This window comes from Pannonibacter phragmitetus DSM 14782, from assembly GCF_000382365.1.
GTDB classification, from domain to species: domain Bacteria; phylum Pseudomonadota; class Alphaproteobacteria; order Rhizobiales; family Stappiaceae; genus Pannonibacter; species Pannonibacter phragmitetus.
This window is the reverse complement of record NZ_KB908222.1, coordinates 143,767-168,721: the sequence shown is the minus strand read 5'-3', so window position 1 is coordinate 168,721 and position 24,955 is coordinate 143,767. Positions and strand designations below refer to the sequence as shown.

Below are 24,955 nucleotides of genomic sequence, written 5' to 3'. Positions count from 1 at the left end.
ATCCCGGCCTTGCCGCTGTGCGGCAAACCGGGATGACACCGGAAAGGCTTCCCGGGTTGTTGCAGGCAGTTGCGTCTGGTCAATTCGGCAACAATGAGACGGGATCTTCCTCTCCGCCCCTCACCGTTCCGTCAGCTTCAGCTCGATGCGGCGGTTGCGGGCGTTAATTTCGGGGGTATTGCCCGGCTCCAGAGGCTGGAACTCGCCGAAGCCGGCGGCCACGAGGTGCTTGGGGTCGACGCCCTTGCTGATCAGGTAGCGCACCACCGAGGTGGCGCGGGAGGAGGACAGCTCCCAGTTATCGCGCAGGCGTCCCGTGCCGGACAGCGGCACCGCATCAGTGTGGCCGTCAACGCGCAGCACCCACTGGATTTCAGCCGGGATCTGCCCCTCAAGTTCCAGCAGCGCCTCAGCCAGCTTGTCCAGTTCCACCCGGCCATTGGGATTGATTTCGTCGGAGCCGGAGGGGAACAGCACTTCCGACTGGAAGACGAAGCGGTCGCCCACCACGCGGATATCGGAGCGCTGGGACAGAAGCTCGCGCAGGCGGCCAAAGAAGTCAGAGCGGTAGCGGTTCAGCTCCTGCACCCGCTGCACCAGCGCTGCATTGAGCCGCTGGCCAAGGCTGGCGATGCGGGCCTGGCTTTCGCTTTCCTTGGCCTCGGAAGCCTCCAGCGCCGCATTGGCGGCGGCCAGCTGGCGGCGCAGGGCGGCGATCTGCTGGTTCAGCAGCTCCACCTGCGCCAGCGCGCGCTGGCTGACCTGCCGCTCCTCGTTGAGGGTGCCCTCGAGGGCTGCAAGCTCGCCGCCGGCGCTGGCGGCGGCGCCCTCGCGGTCAGACAGCAGGCCGGAGAGCCTGTCGCGCTCGCTGGTGGCTTCGCCGAGGCTGGCCTGCAGCGTGGCTACGGTTGTTTCCAGATCACGCTTGGAAGCCCGTTCCAGCGACAAAAGCTCGGTCAGCTCGCTGATCTGCGCATTCAGGCGGCTCAGCACCGAATCCCGGCCGGACAGCTGCTGGCTGAGCACGAACTGGGCGATGACGAAGATCGACAGCAGGAAGATGAGCACCAGCAGCAGCGTGGTCAGCGCATCCACGAAGCTCGGCCAGTAGTCGATGTCCTGATTGCGCCTGCGGCCGCGAAAACCCGCCATGGATCACTCCTTGGCGCGGTCGAAGGCCGCTGCGATGGAGGAGAGGAGGTTCTCCACCCGCTTCTGCTGGGCGCTCTGTGTGTCGGCCCATTCGCGCATCATCTGCTGCTCGGAGCGCACGTGCTTGACGAGGCCCTGGATGCCTTCGGCAAGGTTTGCCATGGCCTGATTGGCGGCCTTGCTGCCGCCTTCCTCCACCGCGCGCTGCAGCCGCTCGATGGCCAGTTGCAGCTTGTCCGTATCAGGGGCGGCGGCAACGGGTGCGCGCGTCTCTTCCTGCTCGATTTCGGTGACGGTGGACAGCCAGTCTTCCAGCTCCGTGTAGAAGCGGTTCTGCGCCTGTCCGGCCTGAAGATCGAGGAAGCCGAGAACCAGCGAGCCGGTGAGGCCGAAGAGCGAGGACGAGAACGCCGTGCCCATGCCGGAAAGTGGCGCCTGCAGGCCTGCCTTCAGGTCCTCGAAGATAACGCCGGTGTCGCCGGACACCACATCCAGAGACTGGATGGTGGAGCCGACGGCACTTACCGTCTGCAACAGGCCCCAGAAGGTGCCGAGCAGGCCGAGGAATACGAGCAGGCCGGTCATGTAGCGGGCAATCTCGCGCGACTCATCAAGGCGCATGCCGATGGAATCGAGAATCGAGCGTGAGGTGGTCGGCGTCAGCGCCATTTCGCCCACCTTGTTGCCCAGCAGCGAGGCCATCGGCGCCAGCAGCACCGGCGGACGGCGCACTTCGATGCCCGGATCCCCGATGCGGAAGCTGTTGACCCAGGCAATCTCGGGAAACAGCCGCACGACGCGGGCAAACGTCAGCATGATGCCGAACAGGCCGGTGAGCACAATCATCCCGTTGAGGCCGGGATTGCTCATGAAGGCTGTGGCGATCTGCTGGTTCAGGATGAAGGCGACGAAGGCAACGATCACCAGGAAGATGATCATGAACGAGAGATACGCCTTGGGACTGGACAGGCTGTAGGGATCGAAATCGCGTGCCATGAACCGTCGAGCTTCCGCCTGTTGCTGTTGGCACCAGTGATAGCGCGATTTACCGTTTGTTGAAAACCGTTAATCGCGCGTTAGCAAAAGCTTAATTGAAAAGCAGAAGGCCGGAGAGCGGTTTTGCCCTCCGGCCTTCGACGGATAAATCCCGGGTTCCCGCGCGTTCCTGGGGGCAGACTCCTGCCCCACCATCTTCGTCCTGCCATGGCTTGACCATGGCATCCACCCCGTGACTTTAAGGCTTGAAAAGCCGGACATCAGGCCTGCCCATTGCCGCCGAAGTCCGGGAGAGACAAGGGCATGGATGCCATGGTCAAGCCATGGCAAGACGGAAGGGAAATATTGGAGGTGGCAGAAAAAAACAGCGCAGAAGCATAGGGCTTCTGCGCTGCGTGTTCATGCCGGGCGGGCGTGCGGGTTGCTGTAAACGCCTGCTGTGTTACTCGGCTGCGCTCTTCAGCAGCTTCTGCAGCTGGGCCTTGATGAACTCGTTGCCAGCGACCACCGAGCCGGTCTCCAGCATCGTGTCCTTGCCGTCAATGTCGCTGACATAGCCGCCGGCTTCGCGGATCATCAGGATGCCGGCTGCAATGTCCCAGGGGTTCAGGCTGTGCTCCCAGAAGCCGTCGAGGCGGCCCGAGGCGACATAGGCAAGGTCGAGCGCGGCAGCGCCGATGCGGCGGACACCGGCGACTTCCGGCATCACGTAGCGCAGTTCCTTGAGGGCACGGCCATGGTCGCCGCGGCCAAGGAACGGCAGGCCGGTGCCGATCAGGCTGTCCGGCAGGGCGGTGCGGGCGGCAACGCGCAGGCGCCGGTCATTGACGAAGGCGCCACGGCCGCGCTCGGCCGTGTAAAGCTCGTCCATCACCGGATTGAAGATGACACCGGCAACGATCTGGCCCTGGCGCTCCAGCGCGATGGAAATGGCGAAGACCGGAATGCCGTGCAGGAAATTGGTGGTGCCGTCAAGCGGATCGACGATCCAGCGGTGCTGGCCGTCTTCGCCGGGCGTCTCGCCGGATTCTTCCATCAGCAGGCCATAGGTGGGCCGTGCCTTGGTCAGTTCGGCGCGGATGATCTCTTCGGCGCGGCGGTCGGCGGCAGACACGAAGTCGCCGGGGCCCTTGCGCGAGACCTGAAGGTTTTCGACTTCGCCGAAGTCACGCACGAGCGAACGTCCGGCCTTCATTGCTGCCTGGACCATTACGTTGAGGATTGCTGTACGTGCCATGATCTGTCTTGCCGGGTCTTTGGAATGGGGAGCCCGGCACTCCACGGGGAGCGCCGGGCGTAAGGATTTTCAGAAGTAAGATCAGTCCGCGCGGCGGACGTATTCGACCGTGCCGGTGTCGACGATGATCTTCTCGCCAGCGGTGATGAACGGGGGCACGAGCACGCGCACGCCGTTTTCCAGAATGGCCGGCTTGTAGGACGAGGACTGGGTCTGGCCCTTCACCACGGCATCGGCCTCGGTGATCTGCAGGGTGACAAACTGCGGCAGGGTGATGCCGATCGGCTTCTCTTCGTGCAGTTCCACGGTCACCATCATGCCGTCCTGCAGGAAGGCGGCGCGGTCACCGACGAAGTCCTTCTGCAGCTCAAGCTGCTCGTAGGTTTCGGTGTCCATGAAGATCAGGACGTCTTCCTGGATGTAGAGGAACTGGAAGTCCTTCTGCTCCAGACGGACGCGCTCGACCTTGTCTTCCGAACGAAAGCGCTCGTTCAGCTTGCGGCCGTCGATGAGATTCTTCATTTCCACCTGGGCGAACGCGCCACCCTTGCCGGGCTTGACGTGGTCCACCTTGACGACCGCCCAGAGCGTCTCCTGATGCTGGAGAACATTGCCGGGCTTGATCTCGTTACCGTTGATCTTCATGAAACGACCGATTGATTAGGGCGTGAAACCTGACGGTGCATCCACGCTCTGCCGGATAAGGACGGCGAGCGGGCACCAATGACGCGCCTGTCCAACACAAAACGGGCGCAAATTCAAGGAAAAACCTGCAAAGCGGTTACTTGTCAGGGGGTGGCTCTGTCCGGATCCAGCGGTTTGGGGATCAGCGTGGCGGTCAAGGCGCCTGCGCGTTCCATGGCCTTGGTCACGGTTTCCTGGTCCAGCGATCCCACGTAGCCATCCAGTTCCAGATCGGAAAGGCCAAGCGCGCGCGCCACATAGTGCCAGGCGGCGGCCTCGGTCTGATCGACGGGCCGGCCACGGCCGAAGGCATAGACGCGGGCAAGCCGGTTCATGCCCACCGGATTTCCGGCCCGCGCGGCCCGCTCGAACCAGTCTGCAGCATCCGCCTCGTCCGGTTCCACGCCGCGTCCCTGAAAGCGCAGGATGCCGTAGTAAACTTGTGCCGAGGTGTGTCCGCGCCGGGCCGCCCGGCCCAGCCAGTTGGCGCCCTTGATCGGGTCGCGAACTTTCTCGCCGCCTTCCAGGAACTGGAGGCCGAGGGCATATTGCGCTTCCACGTCATCCTTCTCAGCGGCCTGCAGCAGCAGCTGGGAGGCGCGCTCCTCGTCATAGGGGCGGCCTTCGCCTTCCTGATAGAGGATTGCCAGATTGTAGATGGCGCCCGGAATGCCCGCATCAGCGGCTTTCTGGAAGAGATCGGCCGCTCTTTTCTTGTCGGCCTCAACCCCTTCGCCCAGCAGATACATCTGCCCTAGCCGGTAGGCCGCATTGGCGTCGCCGGAATTGCTTGCGACCTGATACCAGTCCGCAGCCTTCTTCCAGTCCCGCGCCACGCCAAGGCCGGTTTCATGCATCACGCCCAGCAGGGTCTGCGCCGCCCGGTCGCCTTCCTCAGCCAGCGGGGTGGCAACGGCAAGCGCCGTCAGATACCAGCCGCGCTGGAAGACGCCATAGGCGAAATCGGCATCAATCGGCTCACCCGGTTCCATCAGCGGCGGACCCGCCTCAATCAGGCTGACAAGCGGTTCCGGCTCGTAGCGGGCAAGGGCACGTGCAGCTGCATCGGCTTCGGTGGCGGGCTCTGCGGCCGTGCCTTCAGCGCCATCCGCAGCAGCAGGAGGCTGGCCTGCTGCTGTCTCGCCTGCCGGGGCCGGGGCTGCTGGAGTTTGGGCTGCCGGAGTTTCGGCAGCTGGCGGCGCGGATTGCTCCTGTGCCGGGGCTGCAGGCGTTGCTGGAGCCGCCGTCTGGGCAAAGCTGCTGCCCGTGGCTGCGCAGAGCGCAGCCAGCGCCAGACCTGCCAAAGCCAGACCCGGTGCGCCGGGCCTCAGGCCACGGCGCAGGGGCGGGCGGGCAGATGCCTCCGCCGTTTCGGGAAACTGGCTTCCGGTCAGGGTCCGGCGCGGCAGGGTCATTCCTCGTCCTCTTCAAACGGGTGCTGATCGAGAATCGCATTGGCAAGGCGCACGGCTTGCGCCGGGCCTTCCGGATGCTGCCAGATGGCATCCTTCAGGGCAACGAAGTCGGCCTTGGTGTCCGCCGTTTCGCCGAGGGTGGCCAGATCATTGCCGCCAAGGGCAACGCAAGGCGTGGAGAACAGCTCCGCCCACCATTCGGCGCGCTCCAGCGTCTTGGCATGGGCGCCGGGCTGCTCCTCAAGGTCCAGCCGGCCGAAGAACAGATAGTCCACGCCGCTTTCGGCGATTTCCATTTCCTCGTGTTTCATCTTGGTGCCGCCCGCGCCGACAATGCGCGCCGGCTGCAGGCTTTCCATGGCCAGCTTGATGTCCTCGAAGGAGCTGTCGATATGGGCGCCGTCTGCGCCCGTGCGGCCGGTCACCTGCGTGTCGCGGTAGATCAGCGCGGCGGCTTCCGCCTTCTGGATCATGGGCACCAGCTTTGCAGCCGTGTCCTGCAGGGCCTTGGCGGTCGCCTCGGGCTGATAGATGAGCACGCAGGCCACATCCCCGCCCGACAGCGCGGCTTCAAGGCGCGGGGCAAAGGCTTCGAGATCGAAAACGGGCGGCGTAACCAGATAAAGGCGCGGGCGGTTCAAGGCGGTATCCGTCTGTTCGGCCCGGCATGCGGGCACATGGTACATACCTATGTCCCTAAAGACGGCAAAAGCACGACGCAAGCGCAGAGATGGGTTTTGTATCTATCTTGAGATTGCTAGTTTTGCCTCATCTTCGATTCCTGAGGTTGCGCATGTTTGAGCAGAAGACGGTTTTCGTTATTGGTGCCGGTGCTAGCCGTGAAGTTGGCATGCCTTTAGGAGAGGAGCTTAAAGGAAAAATATCTGAATTTCTTCGATGGGATAGATCTTATTCTGGTGGCTTTAGGGAAATGTGTGAGCGGTATGTCTCTCAACCGAACCAGTATCGTGATGCTGCTTTGTCTATTACGAGGGGGTTGCCACACGCGATATCCATAGACAATTTTCTGCACACTCATGCAGAAAATGAAGAAATAAAAACTGTCGGAAAAATGGCGATTGTCAAGTGTATTCTTGAATCGGAAAGCGTTAGTTTGCTTAGTCAATTTAAATATTCTAATACAGATACAATTAACCCACATGATTTGCCAGATTTTTCTAAATTTTGGTGTGAAGCTTTTTTTAAAATGGCGAACGAATTTGTTTCCTCAGATGATGTCGCTGACATATTTTCAAATGTAAGTATGATTGTATTCAATTATGATAGATGTATCGAGTTTTATATATGGAAGGCCTTGCAAAGGTATTTTCTTATTTCTGAAATTGATTCTTTGAATATTGTTAAATCAATGAATATTGTACATGTGTATGGATCTGTTGGGGATATTGTAGGTAACTGGGGTGGGGATACGCGATTTGGTCTAGATCTTGACTTTCATTCTTTGCAAAAAAGATCACTTGAGGTGAAGACTTTTACAGAGCAAAAAGATAGTAGAAAGTCTCAAGAGATTCAGAGTATATTGAAAAAATCTGAAGTTATTGTCTTTCTTGGTTTCTCTTTTATGGAGATAAATCTAAAAATTCTGGAAATAGACACTTCATCAAGTGCCCGTGTTTACGGAACTTCTTATGGAATTTCTGATCAAAATCAAATCTTTATAAAAAGAAAGCTGTGTGAATTATTAAAACTTTCGTCGAATCCAATTGTTAGTCTTGAAAATGAAAAATGTGGAAATTTTCTAGAGAACTATCGGAGCCCCATACTTCATGGTTGAGCGGCTTGTGTAATTTTATCGCATGTCTGGGATGCCGGACTAGATTTTTCGCCGGTGCTACGCAAAACCAAGGCCGGAGCGACGCCCCGGCCTTGGTTTGATCCTGGAGTAAGGTTCGAAAGCCTTACGAGATCTTCGGATCCAGTGCGCCGGACTTGTAGCGGGCGGCCATTTCCGTGAGGGTGAGGACGCGCTTGATCTTCGAGGCCTGACCGGCGGTGTTGAAGTCTTGCAGACGCTCTTTGCAGAGCTTGGTCATGGCATCACGGGCGGGCTTGAGATACTTGCGCGGATCGAACTCGCCCGGGTTCTCGGCAAGGATCTTGCGGATCTGGCCGGTCATCGCCATGCGGTTGTCGGTGTCGATGTTGATCTTGCGCACGCCATTCTTGATGCCGCGCTGGATTTCTTCCACCGGCACGCCCCAGGTCTGGGGCATCTTGCCGCCGTACTGGTTGATGATGTCCTGCAGGTCCTGCGGCACCGAGGAGGAGCCGTGCATCACCAGATGGGTTTCCGGCAGGCGGCGGTGGATTTCCTCGATCACGTGCATGGCCAGGATCGCGCCGTCCGGCTTGCGGGTGAACTTGTAGGCGCCGTGGCTGGTGCCCATGGCGATGGCCAGCGCGTCAACCTTGGTCTCGCGCACGAACTTCACCGCTTCTTCCGGGTCGGTCAGCAGCTGGTCGTGGCTCAGCTGGCCTTCGGCGCCATGGCCGTCTTCCGCTTCGCCCATGCCGCTCTCAAGGCTGCCGAGCACGCCCAGCTCGCCCTCGACGGAAATGCCGCCCAGATGGGACATGTCCGTCACGGCCTTGGTGACGCCGACGTTATAGGCCCAGTCAGCCGGGGTCTTGCCGTCGGCCTTCAGCGAGCCGTCCATCATCACAGAGGTGAAGCCGGCCTGGATGGCGGTCATGCAGGTGGCCGGTTCGTTGCCATGGTCGAGATGCACGCAGACCGGGATGTGCGGATAGATTTCCGTCACCGCGTCCATCATGTGCTTCAGCATGACGTCATGGGCATAGGAGCGGGCGCCGCGCGAGGCCTGGATGATGACCGGGGAATCGGTCGCATCGGCGGCTTCCATGATCGAAAGCGCCTGTTCCATATTGTTGATGTTGAAGGCCGGAACGCCATAGTCGTGTTCCGCAGCATGATCGAGCAATTGACGAAGTGTAATGCGTGCCATCGAAATCTCTCCTGTTCCAGATCCATGCGAAGCCCTGACCCGGCTCCGGACCTGCCTGCTCAAACACTGCGCGTGGTCCGCCTGTTCCATCGGTCTTGCCAATTGAACGAAGCGTTTTCCCGCGCTGGCCGTGCAACGGCGGCGTGGGCCGCAGATAAGTTTCGCACTGCGACAAAACCGTGGCCGTTCTAGCAAAATTCAGCGGTTTGGGAAGATGGGGCCGGAGCCCATAAATCAATTTAAATGCCGGTAAACGCAGGAAAATTCGAACATTTTTAATTTGATGCCCGAATTAAATAGGTGCCTTGCAGGGCTCACGGGCAAGAGGCGGCGCGCCAATACTGGACCGGCGCGCCGCAAGACTTGATGAACTGTCAGGCTCAGGCCTGCAGGGCTGTTACGCCCGGCAGATCCTTGCCTTCCAGCCACTCGAGGAACGCCCCGCCAGCGGTGGAGACATAGGAGAAGTCACCGGCTGCACCTGCGTGGTTGAGGGCAGCCACCGTGTCACCGCCGCCTGCGACGGAGAGCAGCTTGCCTTCCTTGGTGCGGCTGGCCGCATGCTGGGCAGCGGCGACGGTTGCCTTGTCGAAGGGCTCGATCTCGAAGGCGCCGAGCGGGCCGTTCCACACCAGGGTGGAAGCCCCGTCGATCTTGGCCTTCACCGTCTCGATGGAGGCTGCACCCACGTCCAGCATCATGGCATCGGCGGGGATAGCGTCGAGGCTGACGGTCTCGTTGGCAGCGCCTGCCTTGAACTCGCGTGCGACGACCGCATCCACCGGCAGCACGATCTCGCAGCCGGCCTTTTCGGCAGCAGCCAGGATCTTCAGCACGGTGGGGGCAAGGTCATGCTCGCACAGGGACTTGCCGACATTGACGCCCTTGGCGGCGAGGAAGGTGTTGGCCATGCCGCCGCCGATGACGAGCATATCGACGCGGGTGACGAGGTTTTCCAGCAGGTCGATCTTGGACGATACCTTGGCACCGCCGACAACGGCCAGAACCGGCCGCTTGGGCGAGCCAAGGGCCGCACCAAGCGCTTCCAGCTCGGCCTGCATGGAGCGGCCGGCATAGGCGGGCAGCAGCCGGGCAAGGCCCTCGGTGGAGGCATGGGCGCGGTGGGCGGCTGAGAAGGCATCGTTCACATAGAGGTCGCCATTGGCAGCCAGAGCGGCGGTGAAGTCGGCGCCGTTCTTTTCCTCGTCCTTGTGGAAACGGGTGTTCTCCAGCAGCAGCACGTCGCCGTCCTGCATGGCGGCGACGGCACCGGCCGCAGCCTCGCCAATGCAGTCGGCGCAGAAGGCGACCGGGCGGCCGATGACGGCAGCAACCGCCGGGGCCACCGGCGCAAGGCTCATCTCCGCCACCACTTCACCCTTCGGGCGGCCGAAGTGGGCCAGCAGGATGACCTTGGCACCCTTGTCCGACAGCTCGCGGATGGTGGGGGCGACGGCGCGGATGCGGGTGTCGTCGGTGATCTTGCCGTCCTTCATGGGGACGTTGAGGTCCACACGCACAAGGGCGCGCTTGCCTGCGATTTCGCCGGCATCGTCAATTGTCTTGAAGGTCATGGCTGGGCGTATCTCATCACGGTGAAAACAATGGCGCTTCCTGCTCCCCATGTGGTGAGTAGTGCAAGCGCCAGCTGAAACATTGTCGGCATTGCCGAAAGTCTGTCCGCCAGTCCGGAAAGGCGTCCCTCAATCCCTGAAAGTCTGCCATCAAGTTTGGCGGCATTAACCTCCAGGCTGGTCAGGCTTTTTCTGAAATCCTTGTTGTCCTCGGCAATCTGGCGGATTGCAGGCTCAAGTCTGGAAAGTGCCGCCTCGATACGGGAACAGGTCTCTTCGAGAGCAGCCACGCGCTGTTCCATCGTCGGTCCTCCTGATCCCCCTCCAGACTGGGGTTCCTTACCCGGTGGAAAGGGGACAATGCTTGCCATCAGGATTCACCCTTGTCCGGAAGCATGTTGATCAGAATCTTGGTCAGATGCTGCTCAATGTGCCCGCAACGCCTGCAAACAAGCGTCGTGACCGGGCGTATGCCTGCACGTTCTGAGGCCAATATTATATCCGGGACTTCACCGAAGCTGAAGCCGGGAGGCGACAGATCTTGAGACATATAAAAACCATCATGGCTGCATCGAAGACAGCGGAGATTGGGAAACCGGTCTGATATCAAATCAACCAGTTGCCTGAAGTCTTCCACCGGCTTCGATGCGTCGTCCATGACCTTACCCCTTTGGGGGAAAGTTATCAGATGTGCTTGGCGAGTGCCACAGCGGTGTCCGACATGCGGTTGGAGAAGCCCCACTCGTTGTCGTACCAGCTCATGATGCGCACCAGGGTGCCGTCCATGACCTTGGTCTGGTCCATGTGGAAGATCGAGGAGTGGCTGTCATGGTTGAAGTCCATGGACACCAGCGGCTCGTCGGTGAAGCCGAGGATGCCCTTCAGCTTGCCGTTGGCAGCGTCGCGGATGGCGCTGTTGATCTCTTCCACGGTGGTGGAACGCTTGGCGATGAACTTGAAGTCCACCACGGAGACGTTCGGGGTGGGCACGCGCACGGACACGCCGTCCAGCTTGCCGTTCAGCTCCGGCAGCACAAGGCCCACGGCCTTGGCGGCACCGGTCGAGGTCGGGATCATGGACATGGCTGCAGCGCGGGCGCGGTACAGGTCCTTGTGCATGGTGTCCAGCGTCGGCTGGTCGCCGGTGTAGGAGTGGATCGTGGTCATGAAGCCCTTCTCGATGCCGATGGCGGCATTGAGAACATAGGCAACCGGAGCCAGGCAGTTCGTGGTGCACGAGGCGTTGGAGACGACGAGGTCGGCAGCCGTCAGCGCATCGTGGTTCACGCCGTAAACGATCGTCTTGTCAGCGCCGTTGGACGGAGCGGAGACGAGAACGCGCTTGGCGCCAGCGGCGAGGTGCGCTTCAGCCTTCGGCTTGTCGGTGAAGATGCCGGTGCATTCCATGGCGACATCGACGCCCAGCTCGCCGTGCGGCAGCTCCTTCGGGTCGCGGATCGCGGTCACCTTGATCGGCTTGCCGCCGTTGATGCGGATGCTGTCGCCTTCCACGGCGACGGTCGCCGGGAACTTGCCGTGCACCGAATCATGACGCAGCAGATGCGCGTTGGTCTCCACCGGGCCGAGGTCGTTGATGGATACGACTTCGATGTCGGTGCGGCCGGACTCGACGATCGCGCGCAGCACGTTGCGGCCGATGCGGCCAAATCCATTGATCGAAACCTTGGTCACCATGTGAATAACTCCCATACATGCGTGGCGCCGTTATGGAGGACGCCTTTCGCCAGCCCAGACCGGGCCGGCCTTGCGAAAGGGCAGGAGAGGGCCTGCCCGGGCTCAGGAGCCTCCGCCGGGCGGCGGAGGCGAGAGTTCTGGTGTCTTCCGGCGGCAGCCAGGCCCCATGGCCCGCTGCACCGGGGCCGGATCAGGCGCCGAGGCGCGCCTTGGCAGCGTCCACAACCGCCGTATCGGTGATGCCGAAGTGGGCATAGAGCTCCTTGTAGGGGCCCGATGCGCCGAAGCCGTGCATGCCGACGAAGATGCCGTCGTTGCCGATGAAGCGGTCCCAGCCGAGGCGGATGCCGCTCTCGACCGCGATCTTCACCTTCGAGCTGCCGATGACGGAGGCCTTGTAGTCGTCCGACTGGGCTTCGAACAGCTCGAAGCACGGCACGGAGACGACGCGGGCGGGGATGCCGTCAGCCATCAGCTTTTCGCGGGCGTTCATGGCGATTTCGACTTCCGAGCCGGAGGCGAAGATCGTCACATCCGCAGCTTCTTCGCTGCCCGCCAGTTCATAGGCGCCGCGTGCGGAGAGGTTCTCTTCCTCGAAGGTCTTGCGCTGCGAGGGCAGGGCCTGACGGGTGAGGGCGAGCACCGACGGGGTCTTGTCGGCGGTCAGCGCAATCTGCCAGCACTCCAGCGTCTCGGTCACGTCGGCCGGGCGCAGGAAGTAGAGGTTCGGGATGGCGCGCAGGGCGGCGTAATGCTCCACCGGCTGGTGGGTCGGGCCGTCTTCGCCAAGGCCGATGGAATCGTGGGTCATCACGTGGATGACGCGCTGTTCCATCAGGGCAGCAAGGCGCAGGGCCGGGCGGCAGTAGTCCGAGAACACCAGGAAGGTGCCGGAATAGGGGATGAAACCGCCATGCAGGGCCATGCCGTTCATGGCAGCGGCCATGCCGTGCTCGCGGATGCCCCAGTGCATGTAACGGCCGGAGAAGTCATCCGGCGTCACGGCCTTGGTCTGCGGGGTCTTGGTGTTGTTGGAGCCGGTCAGGTCGGCAGAGCCGCCGATCGTCTCCGGGATCACCTCGTTGACCACGTTCAGCACATGCTCGGAGGCCTGACGGGTGGCGAGCGAGGGCTGCTCCTCGAACAGCTTGCGCTTATAGGTCAGCATCGCTTCATCGAAGCCGGCCGGCAGGTCACCGCGGTTGCGGCGCTCGAATTCGGCGCGGGTTTCCGCATCCTTGGCGGCGAAGCGCTTTTCCCAGCTCTTGTGCGCATGGGCGGAGCGCAGGCCTGCGATGCGCCAGGCGTCAAGCACGTCGCTCGGCACGACGAAGGGCTCGTGGCTCCAGTTCAGCGCCTTGCGGGTGGCGGCGATTTCGTCCGCGCCCAGCGGTGAGCCATGCACCTTGTTGGTGCCAGCCTTGGTCGGCGCACCGAAACCGATCACGGTCTTGGCGGCGATCAGCGTCGGCTTGCCGCTCTCCTGCGCCTTGCGCAGGGCATTGGCGATGGCTTCCGGATCATGGCCGTCGACGCGGCTGGTGGCCCAGCCGGAGGCTTCGAAGCGGGCGATCTGATCGGTGGAATCGGTCACATCGATCTTGCCGTCGATGGAGATGTTGTTGTCGTCCCAGATGACGATCAGCTTGTTCAGCTTCAGGTGGCCAGCGAGCGTCAGGGCTTCCTGGCTGATGCCTTCCATGAGGCAGCCGTCACCGGCCAGCACATAGGTGTAGTGATCGACGATATCCTCGCCGAAACGGGCTGCCTGCAGCTTCTCGGCAATGGCCATGCCGACAGCGTTGGCAAGACCCTGGCCCAGCGGGCCGGTGGTCGTCTCGATGCCGGCGCCATGACCGAATTCCGGATGGCCGGCCGTGCGGGCGCCGATCTGACGGAAATTCTTCAGCTGATCGAGCGGGAAATCCTCATATCCGAGCAGGTAGAGCGCGGAATAGAGCAGCATGGAGCCGTGACCGGCGGACAGCACGAAGCGGTCGCGGTCGGCCCAGTGCGGGGCGGTGGGGTTGAACTTCAGGAACTGTGTGAACAGAACCGTGGCGATGTCGGCAGTGCCCATCGGCAGGCCGGGATGGCCCGATTTGGCCTTTTCGACCGCGTCCATGGAAAGGAAGCGGATCGCATTCGCCATGCGGTGATGCTTTTCAAGATCAGTCATGTTCATCCCGTTGCTGCATGCGGCACGCCGCAGGGCTATCTGAGAATCTGTGTTTCCCCGCGCCGGAGAGGCAGGCAGCAGCCTTTGCCGTGCCTTTTGCCCCTCGCCAGCCATTCAGGGAGCCCGACAAATAACAGGAACCCTAGTGGTGTCAACAAAGGCCGCACTTGCATGAAATGACGGGATGGCGGGGGAGAAACGCCGCAGAGCCGAATGCCGCCATTGACGGCGCTTTTAACGATTGCTTAATCTTTATGCCGCGAAGGCGGTCCGGGCGAAATCCGTTAAGTGTGGTCATCCGGTTATTGCCGCCTGCTCGCAATTTGCTTTAGTTTTTGCGGCGGGCCATATGTGTCACGCCAGCGGGCGCTGGTGGTCTACGCTCAGGAAATACCCCTACGCAGGGTCCTGAAGGCGGTTTTTGAAAGTGGATGCGGTTTGATGGCAGAATTGGGCTCAGGTCATAGCCAGTCTCTGGATGCTGCCTTGACGCGCCTTGCGACTGCCATTTCCCATCTGGAAACGTCGGTTGGCCGGCGCCTGGATGGCGACCATTCCCTCAACGCCCTGCATGACGACATCCAGCGCCTTGGCGAGGACCGCTCGCAGCTGGCGATGAACCTGGACAAGGCCGAGGCCCGGGCGCAAAGCCTGGAAGAGGCCAACCGCGAAGTGTCCCGCCGACTCGTTTCCGCCATGGAGACGATCCGCTCCGTTCTCGAAGCACACGGAGGCTGAGGGCGGATGGCGCAGATTTCCGTCACCATCAACGGCAGGGCCTTCCGTATGGCCTGTGACGACGGCGAGGAGGACCGGCTGATCGGTCTTGCCGAGCGGTTTGATGGCTGCATCAACCAGTTGCGCGGCAGTTTCGGTGAGATCGGCGATCAGCGGCTCACCGTCATGGCCGGAATCATGGTGATTGACGAACTGGTCGAGCTCGAAAAGCGCGTGCAGCAGCTGGAGCAGGAGCTTTCCATGGTGCGTGATGCCCGCCAGGCGGCGCTGGAGCATATCAACCGCAATGAGGCCACCGTCGTGCTGCGCATCGACGAGGCCGCCCGCAAGATCGAAGCGCTGGCCGAAGGCCTGACCCGCAGCCTCAAGACCGATTGAGTGTAGTCCGGCGGGGGACGATGACGCCTGCGATTGCGCGAAGGGCTTTCAAATGCAGCGCTCTGGCTCTATATCTGGATCAGCAGCTGCGCTTCCCGTCAGGAAACATTATCCCCGGGGCCTTACGCATTCCCTAGGGAGCTGTCCCTGATCCGGCCCCTGGGCTGGAACAAACGGCGCCCACCTACACTGTAGGTTTCCCGGGATTGCAATTCCAACGGTCGCCGTGGCTGCACTTTACCATTCTTCTGAGGGCCGGATCTGCGGCCCGCCGCTGCCTGAAAAGGTGCGCCGGATGACAGTCCCACCGATTGCCGGACCGGTTCCCAGCGAGGTTCGATGCCCGCCACTGACACCCGCAACGCTCTCACCGGTCTTGTTCAGGCCAAACAGCAGATCCGCGCCGGGGCGCTGGCGCGCCGGGCTGCAATGGCGCCGGTGGACCGGATCGAGGGCTCCCTCGCCCTGACCGCTCACGTGGACGGGCTGAACCTGAAGCCCGGCGAAACCGTCTCCGGCTTCTGGCCGATTCGCGATGAGATCGATCCGCGTCCGCTGATGCATGAACTGGCATCCCGCGGCCATCCTCTCTGCCTGCCGGTCGTGGCAAAACCGCATCTGCTGTTCCGCAAGCTGGACCGGGAAACGAAACTGGTGCCGGCAGGTTTCGGCACGAGCGTGCCCGAGGAAACGTCTCCGCTCATGCGCCCGGACGTGATGCTGGTGCCGCTGGCAGCCTTTGATGCGCGCGGCGGGCGGCTGGGCTACGGCAAGGGGCATTACGACACGGCGATTGCGGCGCTGGAGAAAGACGGCCCGATCCTGCGCATCGGGCTTGCCTTTTCGGTCCAGGAAGTGGATCAGGTGCCCATAGAACCGCATGACCAGCTTCTCCACGGCATCCTGACTGAAACCGGGCTGCGCTGGTTTCACACACGAGAGGACCGATGAAGCTTCTGTTTCTGGGTGATCTGGTCGGCCGGGCCGGCCGCACCGCTGCCATTGAGGCTCTGCCGGGCCTGATCGAGGAAAACGGCCTCGATTTCGTCGTGGTGAATGGCGAAAACTCTGCCTCCGGCTTCGGGATCACCGAGCAGATCCTTCAGGATGTGGTGGATGCGGGCGCCGATGTGGTCACCACCGGCAACCACGTCTGGGACCAGCGCGAAACCCTCGTCTATATCGACCGGCAGCCGCGCCTGCTGCGTCCGGTCAACTTCCCGGCCGGAACGCCGGGACGCGGCGTCAACATCTATTCTGCCCGCAACGGCGCGCAGGTGGCGGTCGTCAACGTCATGGGCCGGGTCTACATGGATCCGCTGGATGATCCCTTCGCCGCCGTGGAGCGGGCCATTGCCGATTGTCCGCTCGGCCATGTGGTGGATGCCATTATCATCGACATGCATGCGGAAGCCACCAGCGAAAAGCAGGCGATGGGGCATTTCCTCGATGGCCGCGTCAGCCTTGTGGTGGGCACGCACACTCATGTGCCGACGGCCGATCACCAGATTCTGCCGGGCGGCACGGCCTATATGTCCGATGCGGGCATGTGCGGCGATTATGACAGCGTGCTGGGCATGGAAAAGGAAGAGCCGGTGCAGCGCTTCCTGCGCAAGGTGCCTTCAAACCGCTTCACCCCGGCGCTGGGCGAGGCGACCGTCTGCGGTGTTGCAGTAGAGACGGATGACCGCACGGGTCTTGCCATCGCGGTGGCTCCGTTGCGTCTGGGCGGGCGGCTGGAGCCGGTGATCCCGCACTTCTGGCGCTGACACCAACTGCCGGTGGGAATGTCTCACGGGAAGTTGGCCAAGCCCGTGCGGCGCTTGAGCTATTCCAAGGCGTGATGCGTCAGCATCTCCGCGCCTTGGCATGACAACAGTGCAGATCCGGCCCTCCGTGCGCAAGAGAAGCGGCGGGGTGTCTGGATTTTACCCGCGTCATTGCCTATAAGGCTGCCCATTCTTCATGCGCCGGAGCATTGTCTGGTCCTGACGGGCCTTGGCTCCGGCCGTCTCAACTGCCGGGAAGACCATGGCCGGACATTCACAGTTCAAGAACATCATGCATCGCAAGGGCCGCCAGGACGCTGCCCGGTCGAAGCTTTTCTCCAAATTGTCGAAGGAAATCACCGTTGCGGCCAAGCACGGCGATCCGGACCCCGCCTCCAACCCGCGCCTGCGCCTGGCCGTCCAGAACGCCAAGGCCCAGTCGATGCCCAAGGACAACATCCAGCGGGCCATCAACAAGTCGCAGAGCGGTGACGCTGAGTCCTACGACGAAATCCGCTACGAGGGCTACGGCCCCGGCGGCGTTGCCGTCATCGTCGAGGCGCTGACCGACAACCGCAACCGCACCGCCTCCAACGTGCGTTCCTATTTCACCAAGTGCGGCGGCGCCATGGGCGAAACCGGCTCGGTGTCCTTCATGTTCGACAAGGTCGGCGAGATCATCTACCCGGCCAAGGCCGGTGGTGCCGAGGCGGTTCTGGAAGCCGCCATCGAGGCGGGCGCCGAAGACGTTCAGTCAGATGAAGACAGCCACGTCATCATCTGTACCTTCGAGGATCTGGGCGAGGTGTCCAAGGCCCTGGAAGCAACGCTGGGCGAAGCGGAATCGGTGAAGATCATCTGGAAGCCGCAGAACCTGACGCCGGTGGATGCCGACAAGGCCCAGACGCTGATGAAGCTCGTCAACATGCTGGAAGATGATGATGACGTGCAGAACGTCTACGCCAACTTCGACATCGACGAGGAAACCATGGCCAGCCTTGCAGGCTGAAGGCCAGATCAAGCCCTTCATGGCGCCGGTTTGCCCGGCGCCATTTTTCTTTGGAGCCTTATCTTGCAGGAAATCTTCCGTCTCAGCCGCCTCGACCCGAAGACCCTGCAGGAGCGCACCCTGAAGCTGAGCGAGGAAGCCGGCGAGGTGGCGCAGGCGGTTCTGTCCGCCACTGGCGCGCCGGGGTCTGCCTACAAGGGGCTGACGCTGCAGGATGTGCGCGAAGAGGCCGTGGATGCAGCCATCGTCGCCCTTGCCATCCTGGCGCAGGCCTGCCCCGATGAAGAAACCTTCCACGCCGAATGGCAGCGGCTTGTGAGCGGCAAATGCGCCAAGTGGCTTGGATCGCTGCCGCAGGAGTGACCCTGCCGCTGATCAGCGCCCGAGCCAGCTGTCCAGCACAGGCAGGCTCGTGAGGGCAGCAAGGGCGATGAGGCTGTAGGCGATGCGGCGGTAGAGCTGAGGATCGGCCCGGACGAAGCCCCGGGCACCCAGATAAAGTCCGAGCCCATAGACCGCGATGCCGCCAATCGCGAGCGCCAGTACCTGGCCGTTGAACACGCCTGCAAGCAGATAGGCGAGCAGGCTTCCTGTTCCTGCCAGCGCGAAGAAGACGATGAGATTGGCGCGGATGACATGCGGAGGATGCGGGCTCGACAGCCAGAAGGCAACAACGGGCGGGCCGGAAACCTGCGAAACCCCGCCCATGATGCCGGCTGCCACGCCGACGCCTGCGGATGTGGCAGGTGAAGGTGTGCCATTGTAGCGCCAGCCCGAGATCAGCAGCCCCAGAAGAGCCAGCACCACAAGACAGATGACCCAGCGCAGGGCAAGCGGATCAGTGCTCACCAGCAGCCAGGCCCCCAGATGCACTGAGACAACTGCGGCCAGAACGGCAGGCAGCACCGTGCGCCAGTCGCACAGGCGCAAGGCGCGCGGCAACAGTGGCAGGGCAACGAAATAATCCAGCAGCAGGAAGGCCCCCGCCGCTACCGGCGGCGAGAACAGCGCAGAAGCCACCGGCATGAAGATCATGCCCGCGCCAAAACCGGCAAAGCCACGAACTACACCTCCGGTGAAAAGGACCAGAAGGCCCGTGATCAGGGTGGGCCAGCCATAGGCTGTGATCAGACTATCCATCGTCCTTCAATACCAGTTCCTGGTGAGTCTGGCACATCGGGATTGGTCAAGCCCATGCTGCAATGAAGATTTCAGGGCGCGATCTGCTGGCTTCGGGGGCTCTGTCGCCAGGGCTGTGCCTGCAGGTAATGTCTTGGCTGCCAAGTTCTTCAGGGCCGATAGATGGAGGATACCCGCCCGGCAGGCGGGAACTCCGCCGTTTCAGCTTACATATTGCTGAATCTCTCCCATTTTAAGTGTGATGTGCTTGCAAAAAATCATCGAAAATACGGCTTTCCATTTATGATTGTCTCTTTTGAACTCATTGTTCGTGTTAGTAATTTTTGTTAATATATGATTTATTCAAGTGAATATTCTTCGTTGTTCTTGGTTAAGTAAATTAATTTTGGTCAAAATAAATTATCGATATTGCTCATGCTTTTCTCCTAGTCTTTGGATGTTCTCTTTTGTTCTGGTGATGCCAAAATGCAGCAAAGTGCAGAAACCCGCTTTTCTTGCGTGTTTGATCCACGGGGAGTGATTGTGCCTCTATAGGCTTCTGTGCAAACTTCCGTTCATGTATGGGGCAAGGGGGCTGTGGGGCTCACGCCTTGATTGTATTATTTTTGATGTCTGGGGCAATGATGATGGGTAAGATAGTTGCTGTGGGTGATGTTGATTATAGTCACCTTGCCACAAAGCTGTCTGGAGGCCGCCGGTCCAGTCTGCACCAAAAGAATCTGTTACTCACATCTGCCATTGTTGCTCCACTGCGCGTGATGAGCCTGCCTGTTGCTGGCGCGATAATGGCCTTTTCGTCCGTCTACTCTCAGCCTGCAGAAGCTGCCTGCTCTGTAACTGGGACGACGGTGCTCGTATCTTGTGACGCAACCAGTGCAAGTGTGAGCATGACGGCGGGAGATGGCTCTCTGACGGTCGATAGCGAAAGTGTGGCATCTGTCATCTATGCTTCGCCGCAGACAGCCGGCACCTATAATCAGACGGTCAATCTGACCGGCACGACGTCGATCAACCGGCCGGACTACAGCGGCCTGGTCATGCAGTTCGGCACGGACAGCAGCACGCCGCCGCAGTACATTCCTGTCACTGTCAATGCGACGGTCAACATTGCTTCCGGCGTTACGGCCAGTTCGGGCGCTGCTGGCGGTTTCGGCACGATCTGGGTGAAGAACGACTTTGCCGGCAACATAGCCATCGACAACGCCGGAACGATATCGCTTCAGGCTCCGAATTCGGATGTGGCTGCCATCAGCGCCACGAGCAATCTGGGTGCCGTCACGATCACCAACAGCGGAGCCGTCACCTCCACGGGCGGGCGCGGCATCTATGCCGACGGCAACCACAACGGCACGGATCCGGCGACGATTTCGGTTACGAACACCGCAACCGGAACGGTGAATGCCACAACTGCGGCCATTCGCGTCATCGCCTATAACGGCCTTGCCAGCATCGTCAACCAAGGCGAGGTGCACTCGACCCTGTTTCAGGGTCTGATTGCCTGGTCCGCCAATGGGGACGCAACGATCACCAACACCGGCATCGTGACCAGCAACACGGACAATGCCGTCTACGCCACGACGGAGAACGGCACAGCCACCATCACCAACAGCGGCACGGTGACGGCGACTGGCGACAGTAGCCTTGATGCCGACAGAGCCGCCATCCGTGCGCCAGCCGGCTATGCAGGCCTTATCGGTTCTGCATCGACCACGGGTGATATCGTCATCACCAACGAGGCCGCTGGCGTTGTCACCGCAAACCGGGATGCGGCCATCCGTGCCGAGACGCCGCAGGGCGATATCACCATCGTCAATGCCGGCACGCTCTCCGGTCAGATGGGCATCTATGCGGACAGTGGCCAGCTCAGCGGGCACACCAATGCAACTGCCGATACGGTTGATGGCAACATCTCCGTCACGAACAGCGGCACCGTAACGGCTCAGTCGATCGGTGTTTCGCTGGACGGCACGACGAACCGGCTGGAAAACAGCGGTACCATCACGGTGACGCATCCGCACGGCACGGGAGTTGTGACCGGAAACGGCAATACCACGATCATCAACTCCGGCACGATTGCTGCCGCTTCCGCCACGGATACTGCCATCAGCATGGGCAGCGGCACGAACCGGCTTGTGCTGACGGAGACATCCTCCATCACCGGTATTGTTTCAACGTCTGGCACCAGCAGCACGCTCGAGTTGACCGGCACCGGAGCGGGAACTTTCGATGCAAGCCAGCTGTCCTCTACCGGCCAGTATCAGGGTTTCACAGATCTGGCGAAGTCGGGATCTGGAACCTGGACGCTGACCGGCTCGGGCGGCAGCGTGAGTGGTGCTCTCGCGGTAAATGATGGGACCCTTGCGCTAGGCGGTGCTTTTACGGCCGGTTCCGTGACGGTGGGCTCTTCCACCGCTGCCACGCTTTCCATCAGTGGCAATGGCGCGCTTACCAACGGCAACGGTGTCATCGGCGGGGCAGGTGGCGGCGTTGGAACCGTGCAGCTTTCCGGCGCTGCTGCAAGCTGGACCAGCACTGGTGAACTGACCGTCGGTCAGAATGGCGGGACAGGCAGCATTTCGGTTTCAGACGGCGCGAGCTTCACGTCACGCCGCTTTGCGCTCTCAACCGGCTCCTGGGAGGCAGGCTCCGGCGGCAACGGGTCCCTGACGGTCTCTGGTGCCGGGACCACCTGGACCAACACAGGCGGTGTCGATATCGCCCGGACGGCCGGTTCCTCGGGCTCCCTGACCATCTCCGGGGGTGCTTCCGCCTTTATCCGCAGCACCGGTGTCTATACCGGCGCGGGGGCTCAGATTCTGATCACGGGTCAGAACACCCGTGTGGAGATCGGCAATCCCAATGATCTGTCCCAGGCTGCCTGGCTGAGCTCGGCCGGTGGTTCGGTCACGGTGTCTGATGGTGCCTATCTTTATGCGAGCGGCATTTATGCCGGTTCGGGCGGCAGCGATCTTGTCTCCATGACAATCACTGGTGCTGGCACGGTCGTGGATGCCGCGGAACGGATCTACGTCGGCGGCCAGAACGGCAGCCGGGACGTTGATCCTGTGAATGGAAACGGCAACCTCACCATCTCCGGCGGCGCTGTGGTGACCACTTCGACGGTTGGCGTCGGCATGGACCCGAAATCGCAAGGCGTTCTGACTGTTACGGGGCAGGGCACGCAGCTCTGGGCCAAGGCGAACAACACCTACAGCGCCCTGGGCAATTTCTACGTTGGCTACAACGGCACCGCAGTCGTGACCGTTTCGGATGGAGCCGTCATCAAGGCCGACAACGAGATCCGCGTCGGATATGATTCCCAAGGTTCAGGCAAGCTGATCATCGGTGCGGATGCCGGGTCGGCTGCAGTGGCGGCTGGCAGCGTGGACACGGCACGGATCGTCTTCGGTACTGCCGGCGGGTCGCTTGTGTTCAATCACACCAGCCAGAACTACCTGATGTCTCAGGTCATCTCCGGAAATGGCTCGGTAAATGCAGCGGGTGGAACCACGTTCCTCCTTGGCAACAACACCTACACCGGTGGAACCCGCATTCAGGGCGGCACGCTCCGCTTCGTGAATGATTCAGCGCTGGGTGCGGCGTCCGGGGCGGTGACCTTCGCAGGCGGCACGCTTTCTGCAGCCGATACTGTCGCTGTCGCCCGCAATCTCGTCCTTGAAAGCGGCAGCAATACTCTCGATGTTGCCAGCGGCAAGGTGCTGACGGTGTCCGGCACGATCTCGGGCGCAGCCGGCTTCACCAAGTCGGGTACTGGCACCCTGGTTCTGACGGGCACGAACAGCTACGGCGGGGGAACGCGCATTCAGGGCGGCATGCTCAGCTTCACGAGCGACGCCGCGCTGGGCTCCGCAGCCGGTGCGATTGCTCTGGAAGGCGGCACATTGTCTGCTGGAGAGACCATCTCGACCGCGCGCGGCATTGCGCTCGAGGGCAGTCAGAATGCTCTGGACGTGACCGGCGGCAAGGTGCTGAGCCTGTCCGGCACCATTTCGGGCGCGGCAGGCTTCACCAAGTCGGGCACTGGCACGCTGGTTCTGACGGGCACGAACACTTACTCCGGTGTGACCACCATTGCTGATGGCACGCTGCAACTCGGTGACGGCGGCACCGCAGGCTCCATCGTTGGTGACGTCGTGAACAACGCAACGCTCATCTTCAACCGCTCCGACAACTACACCTTCTCGGGCTCCATCTCCGGCAATGGTGCGGTGCTGTTCCAGGGCGGCGGCAGGGTTGCCTTTGCGTCTCCCTATCAGGGAGCCGTGACGATCGATAATTCGGTTGTGACGCTGGAGCAGGGCGTACGGAGCACATCCGTCTTCACCATCGGCAATGGCGGCAAGCTGGGTGGTTCCGGCACGATTGGCGGCATTGTTGCCAATTCCGGCGCCGTCGTCGCGCCCGGCTACTCGCCCGGCACTCTGGTTGTGACTGGCGCCGTAAGCTTCCTTGGCGGCTCCGTCTATCAGGTGGATGCAACGCCTTCAGGACGGCATGACCTGATCATTGCCTCTGGCGCGGTCACGATTGAGTCCGCTGCATCCGTGCAGGTGCTCGGTGAGAACGGCTTCTACCGGCCGCAGACAACCTATGCCATCATCACCAGTGCGGATGCGGTGAACGGAACCTTCGGCAGCGTCTCGTCCAACTTTGCGCTCCTGTCGCCGGCGCTGACCTATGACGCGAAGAATGTCTATCTGACGCTGAACTACAACGGCCTCACCTTCGCTGACTTCGCCCGTACGGACAATCAGCGCAGCACTGCCCGCGCCGTGATGGGGTTGCCGGTCGGCGATACGCTTTATGATGCGCTGGCTGTTCTCTCCGGTTCGGAGATTGCTCCTGCGCTCGACCAGTTGTCCGGTGAGGCCTATGCCTCGGCAGGCACCGTCATCCAGCAGCAGTCCTCGTACCTGCGTGATGCCGTCGGCGCCCGCCTGCGTCAGGGCTTTGCAGCACATGAGGCGCTTGCATCTGCCGCAGATGCTGCCGGGCCGCGCAGGTCCAGCATGGGCGGTGAGCACGGTGTCACGATCTGGGCACAGGGCCATGGCGGCTGGGGCCGTGCGTTTGATGGCAACAATGCCGCGACCATCTCATCCAGTCTTGCTGGCTTCCTCGCTGGTGTTGATGCCGGTATCGGAGAAAACGCCCGCGCCGGTGTCGTTGCAGGCTTCAGCCAGTCCCGCTTTGATGTGACGAGCCGCAATTCCTCCGGAGACATCGACAATTACGAGGTTGGTGTCTATGGCGGGGCGCGCTTCGGCGGCGTTGCCCTGAAGGGCGGTGCGTCCTACGGCCTGCATGACGTATCGCTGGACCGCTCCATAGCCATCCGGGGCTTCTCCGCCAGCACACAGTCCGGCTACAGGCAGGAGGCTGCGCAGGTCTTCGGTGAAGCCTCCTACGGCTTCTCTGCGGGTCAGGTTGCCATCGAGCCCTTCGCAGGCCTTGCCTTCGTTCATCTGGCCGGCGCCTCGGCGCAGGAAAACGGCACTCCGGCTGCTTTGACGGTGCGCCTGGAGGATCAGAACACCTTCTACACCTCGCTGGGCATGCGGGCGGCCACCCAGGTGAACATCATGGGCCGTACCTTCACTCCGTCCGTCTCACTCGGCTGGCAGCATGCCTTCGGGGATATGGCACCGGTCGCTGCCATGCGCTTTGGCAGCAGCACGTCGCCGTTTGAAGTGAAGGGCGTTCCAGTTGCGCGCAACACGGCTCTGATTGGCCTCGGGCTGTCCCATTCCTTCACGGACCGGGCTTCGGTGCAGGTGAACTACAAGAGCCAGATTTCATCCAAGGCTGTCGAGAACGCCTTCTCGGCGCAGATGTCCCTGAAGTTCTGAGGGGGGGCGGCGGCATGAATGCCGCTTGATAAGGAAGGCTAAGATCAGTGGGGCCGGAGCGGATTTGCCGCTCCGGCCCCATGCTTTTTGAAGGTGGTTTGTCCGGAGGGCTCTGTTCAGGCGGGAAAACAC

At 61.6% G+C, this 24,955-nt stretch carries 21 protein-coding genes and 1 other RNA gene; 9 read left to right on the top strand and 13 right to left on the bottom strand.

The genetic code is table 11. The annotated features are described in order from the left end of the window. Positions 1–120: 120 nt before the first annotated feature. The 6 genes from H163_RS0113495 to H163_RS0113470 all read right to left on the bottom strand — a co-directional run bounded on the left by H163_RS0113495 (position 121) and on the right by H163_RS0113470 (position 6,125). Positions 121–1,152 (bottom strand): peptidoglycan -binding protein, encoded by a 1,032-nt coding sequence (locus H163_RS0113495; RefSeq protein WP_019965126.1) that lies wholly within the window; start codon positions 1,150–1,152, stop codon positions 121–123. 3 nt (positions 1,153–1,155) lie between these two features. After that, entirely contained in the window at positions 1,156–2,148 is a 993-nt protein-coding gene (locus tag H163_RS0113490; protein ID WP_019965125.1) for a flagellar motor protein MotA, read from the bottom strand. Between the two features lie 442 nt (positions 2,149–2,590). Next, a complete protein-coding gene (locus H163_RS0113485; protein WP_026355825.1) occupies positions 2,591–3,385 on the bottom strand; it encodes an inositol monophosphatase family protein in 795 nt (264 codons plus the stop codon). Positions 3,386–3,466: 81 nt separating this feature from the next. Further along, positions 3,467–4,030: an elongation factor P gene (efp, locus tag H163_RS0113480; protein ID WP_019965123.1), complete on the bottom strand. Its 564-nt coding sequence runs from the start codon at positions 4,028–4,030 to the stop codon at positions 3,467–3,469. A gap of 143 nt (positions 4,031–4,173) precedes the next feature. After that, positions 4,174–5,484, bottom strand: a complete 1,311-nt coding sequence (locus H163_RS22810; protein WP_019965122.1) for a tetratricopeptide repeat protein — start codon at positions 5,482–5,484, stop codon at positions 4,174–4,176. Further along, on the bottom strand, positions 5,481–6,125 hold the full coding sequence (locus H163_RS0113470; protein ID WP_026355824.1) for a thiamine phosphate synthase: 645 nt from the start codon (positions 6,123–6,125) through the stop codon (positions 5,481–5,483). Before H163_RS0113470 ends, H163_RS22810 begins: the two co-directional genes overlap by 4 nt. 152 nt (positions 6,126–6,277) lie before the next feature. On the opposite strand from H163_RS0113470, the gene H163_RS24400 reads away from it, so the two are divergent. Beyond that, on the top strand, positions 6,278–7,279 hold the full coding sequence (locus tag H163_RS24400; RefSeq protein WP_147290458.1) for a hypothetical protein: 1,002 nt from the start codon (positions 6,278–6,280) through the stop codon (positions 7,277–7,279). Positions 7,280–7,403: 124 nt separating this feature from the next. Here H163_RS24400 and fba read toward each other — a convergent pair whose 3' ends face one another. The 6 genes from fba to tkt all read right to left on the bottom strand — a co-directional run bounded on the left by fba (position 7,404) and on the right by tkt (position 13,919). Continuing rightward, on the bottom strand, positions 7,404–8,471 hold the full coding sequence (gene fba, locus H163_RS0113465) for a class II fructose-bisphosphate aldolase (RefSeq protein ID WP_026355823.1): 1,068 nt from the start codon (positions 8,469–8,471) through the stop codon (positions 7,404–7,406). Between the two features lie 380 nt (positions 8,472–8,851). Then, positions 8,852–10,045, bottom strand: a complete 1,194-nt coding sequence (locus H163_RS0113460) for a phosphoglycerate kinase (protein WP_019965119.1) — start codon at positions 10,043–10,045, stop codon at positions 8,852–8,854. Further along, positions 10,042–10,347, bottom strand: a complete 306-nt coding sequence (locus H163_RS0113455; protein WP_019965118.1) for a hypothetical protein — start codon at positions 10,345–10,347, stop codon at positions 10,042–10,044. The genes H163_RS0113460 and H163_RS0113455 overlap by 4 nt, the downstream gene beginning before the upstream one ends. 68 nt (positions 10,348–10,415) lie before the next feature. Further along, a complete protein-coding gene (locus tag H163_RS24395) occupies positions 10,416–10,703 on the bottom strand; it encodes a hypothetical protein (protein WP_147290457.1) in 288 nt (95 codons plus the stop codon). 26 nt (positions 10,704–10,729) lie between these two features. Further along, positions 10,730–11,740 (bottom strand): type I glyceraldehyde-3-phosphate dehydrogenase, encoded by a 1,011-nt coding sequence (gap, locus tag H163_RS0113450; protein ID WP_019965116.1) that lies wholly within the window; start codon positions 11,738–11,740, stop codon positions 10,730–10,732. Between the two features lie 190 nt (positions 11,741–11,930). Continuing rightward, the gene (tkt, locus tag H163_RS0113445) at positions 11,931–13,919 is read right to left on the bottom strand and encodes a transketolase (protein WP_026355822.1); all 1,989 of its coding nucleotides are present in this window, start codon (positions 13,917–13,919) and stop codon (positions 11,931–11,933) included. Positions 13,920–14,360: 441 nt separating this feature from the next. On the opposite strand from tkt, the gene H163_RS0113440 reads away from it, so the two are divergent. The 7 genes from H163_RS0113440 to H163_RS0113410 all read left to right on the top strand — a co-directional run bounded on the left by H163_RS0113440 (position 14,361) and on the right by H163_RS0113410 (position 18,176). After that, entirely contained in the window at positions 14,361–14,657 is a 297-nt protein-coding gene (locus tag H163_RS0113440; RefSeq protein ID WP_019965114.1) for a DUF4164 domain-containing protein, read from the top strand. Positions 14,658–14,663: 6 nt separating this feature from the next. Continuing rightward, complete coding sequence (locus H163_RS0113435) at positions 14,664–15,035, top strand: cell division protein ZapA (protein WP_019965113.1); 372 nt, start codon at positions 14,664–14,666, stop codon at positions 15,033–15,035. 80 nt (positions 15,036–15,115) lie between these two features. Further along, positions 15,116–15,272: non-coding RNA, 6S RNA (gene ssrS, locus H163_RS24000), on the top strand. A 102-nt stretch (positions 15,273–15,374) separates the two neighbouring features. Further along, a complete protein-coding gene (locus H163_RS0113430; protein WP_019965112.1) occupies positions 15,375–15,986 on the top strand; it encodes a 5-formyltetrahydrofolate cyclo-ligase in 612 nt (203 codons plus the stop codon). After that, entirely contained in the window at positions 15,983–16,804 is an 822-nt protein-coding gene (locus H163_RS0113425) for a TIGR00282 family metallophosphoesterase (RefSeq protein WP_019965111.1), read from the top strand. The genes H163_RS0113430 and H163_RS0113425 overlap by 4 nt, the downstream gene beginning before the upstream one ends. Before the next feature lie 262 nt (positions 16,805–17,066). Then, entirely contained in the window at positions 17,067–17,813 is a 747-nt protein-coding gene (locus H163_RS0113415; RefSeq protein WP_019965109.1) for a YebC/PmpR family DNA-binding transcriptional regulator, read from the top strand. A 63-nt stretch (positions 17,814–17,876) separates the two neighbouring features. Beyond that, positions 17,877–18,176, top strand: coding sequence for a MazG-like family protein (locus H163_RS0113410; protein WP_019965108.1), 300 nt, complete (start codon positions 17,877–17,879; stop codon positions 18,174–18,176). 12 nt (positions 18,177–18,188) lie between these two features. Here the strand turns inward: H163_RS0113410 and H163_RS0113405 are convergent, their stop codons facing one another. Further along, positions 18,189–18,953, bottom strand: a complete 765-nt coding sequence (locus H163_RS0113405) for a sulfite exporter TauE/SafE family protein (protein ID WP_019965107.1) — start codon at positions 18,951–18,953, stop codon at positions 18,189–18,191. Between the two features lie 887 nt (positions 18,954–19,840). Between H163_RS0113405 and H163_RS0113400 the strand changes: the two genes are divergently transcribed. Next, positions 19,841–24,823, top strand: a complete 4,983-nt coding sequence (locus tag H163_RS0113400) for an autotransporter domain-containing protein (RefSeq protein WP_019965106.1) — start codon at positions 19,841–19,843, stop codon at positions 24,821–24,823. The last annotated feature ends 132 nt before the right edge of the window (positions 24,824–24,955 follow it).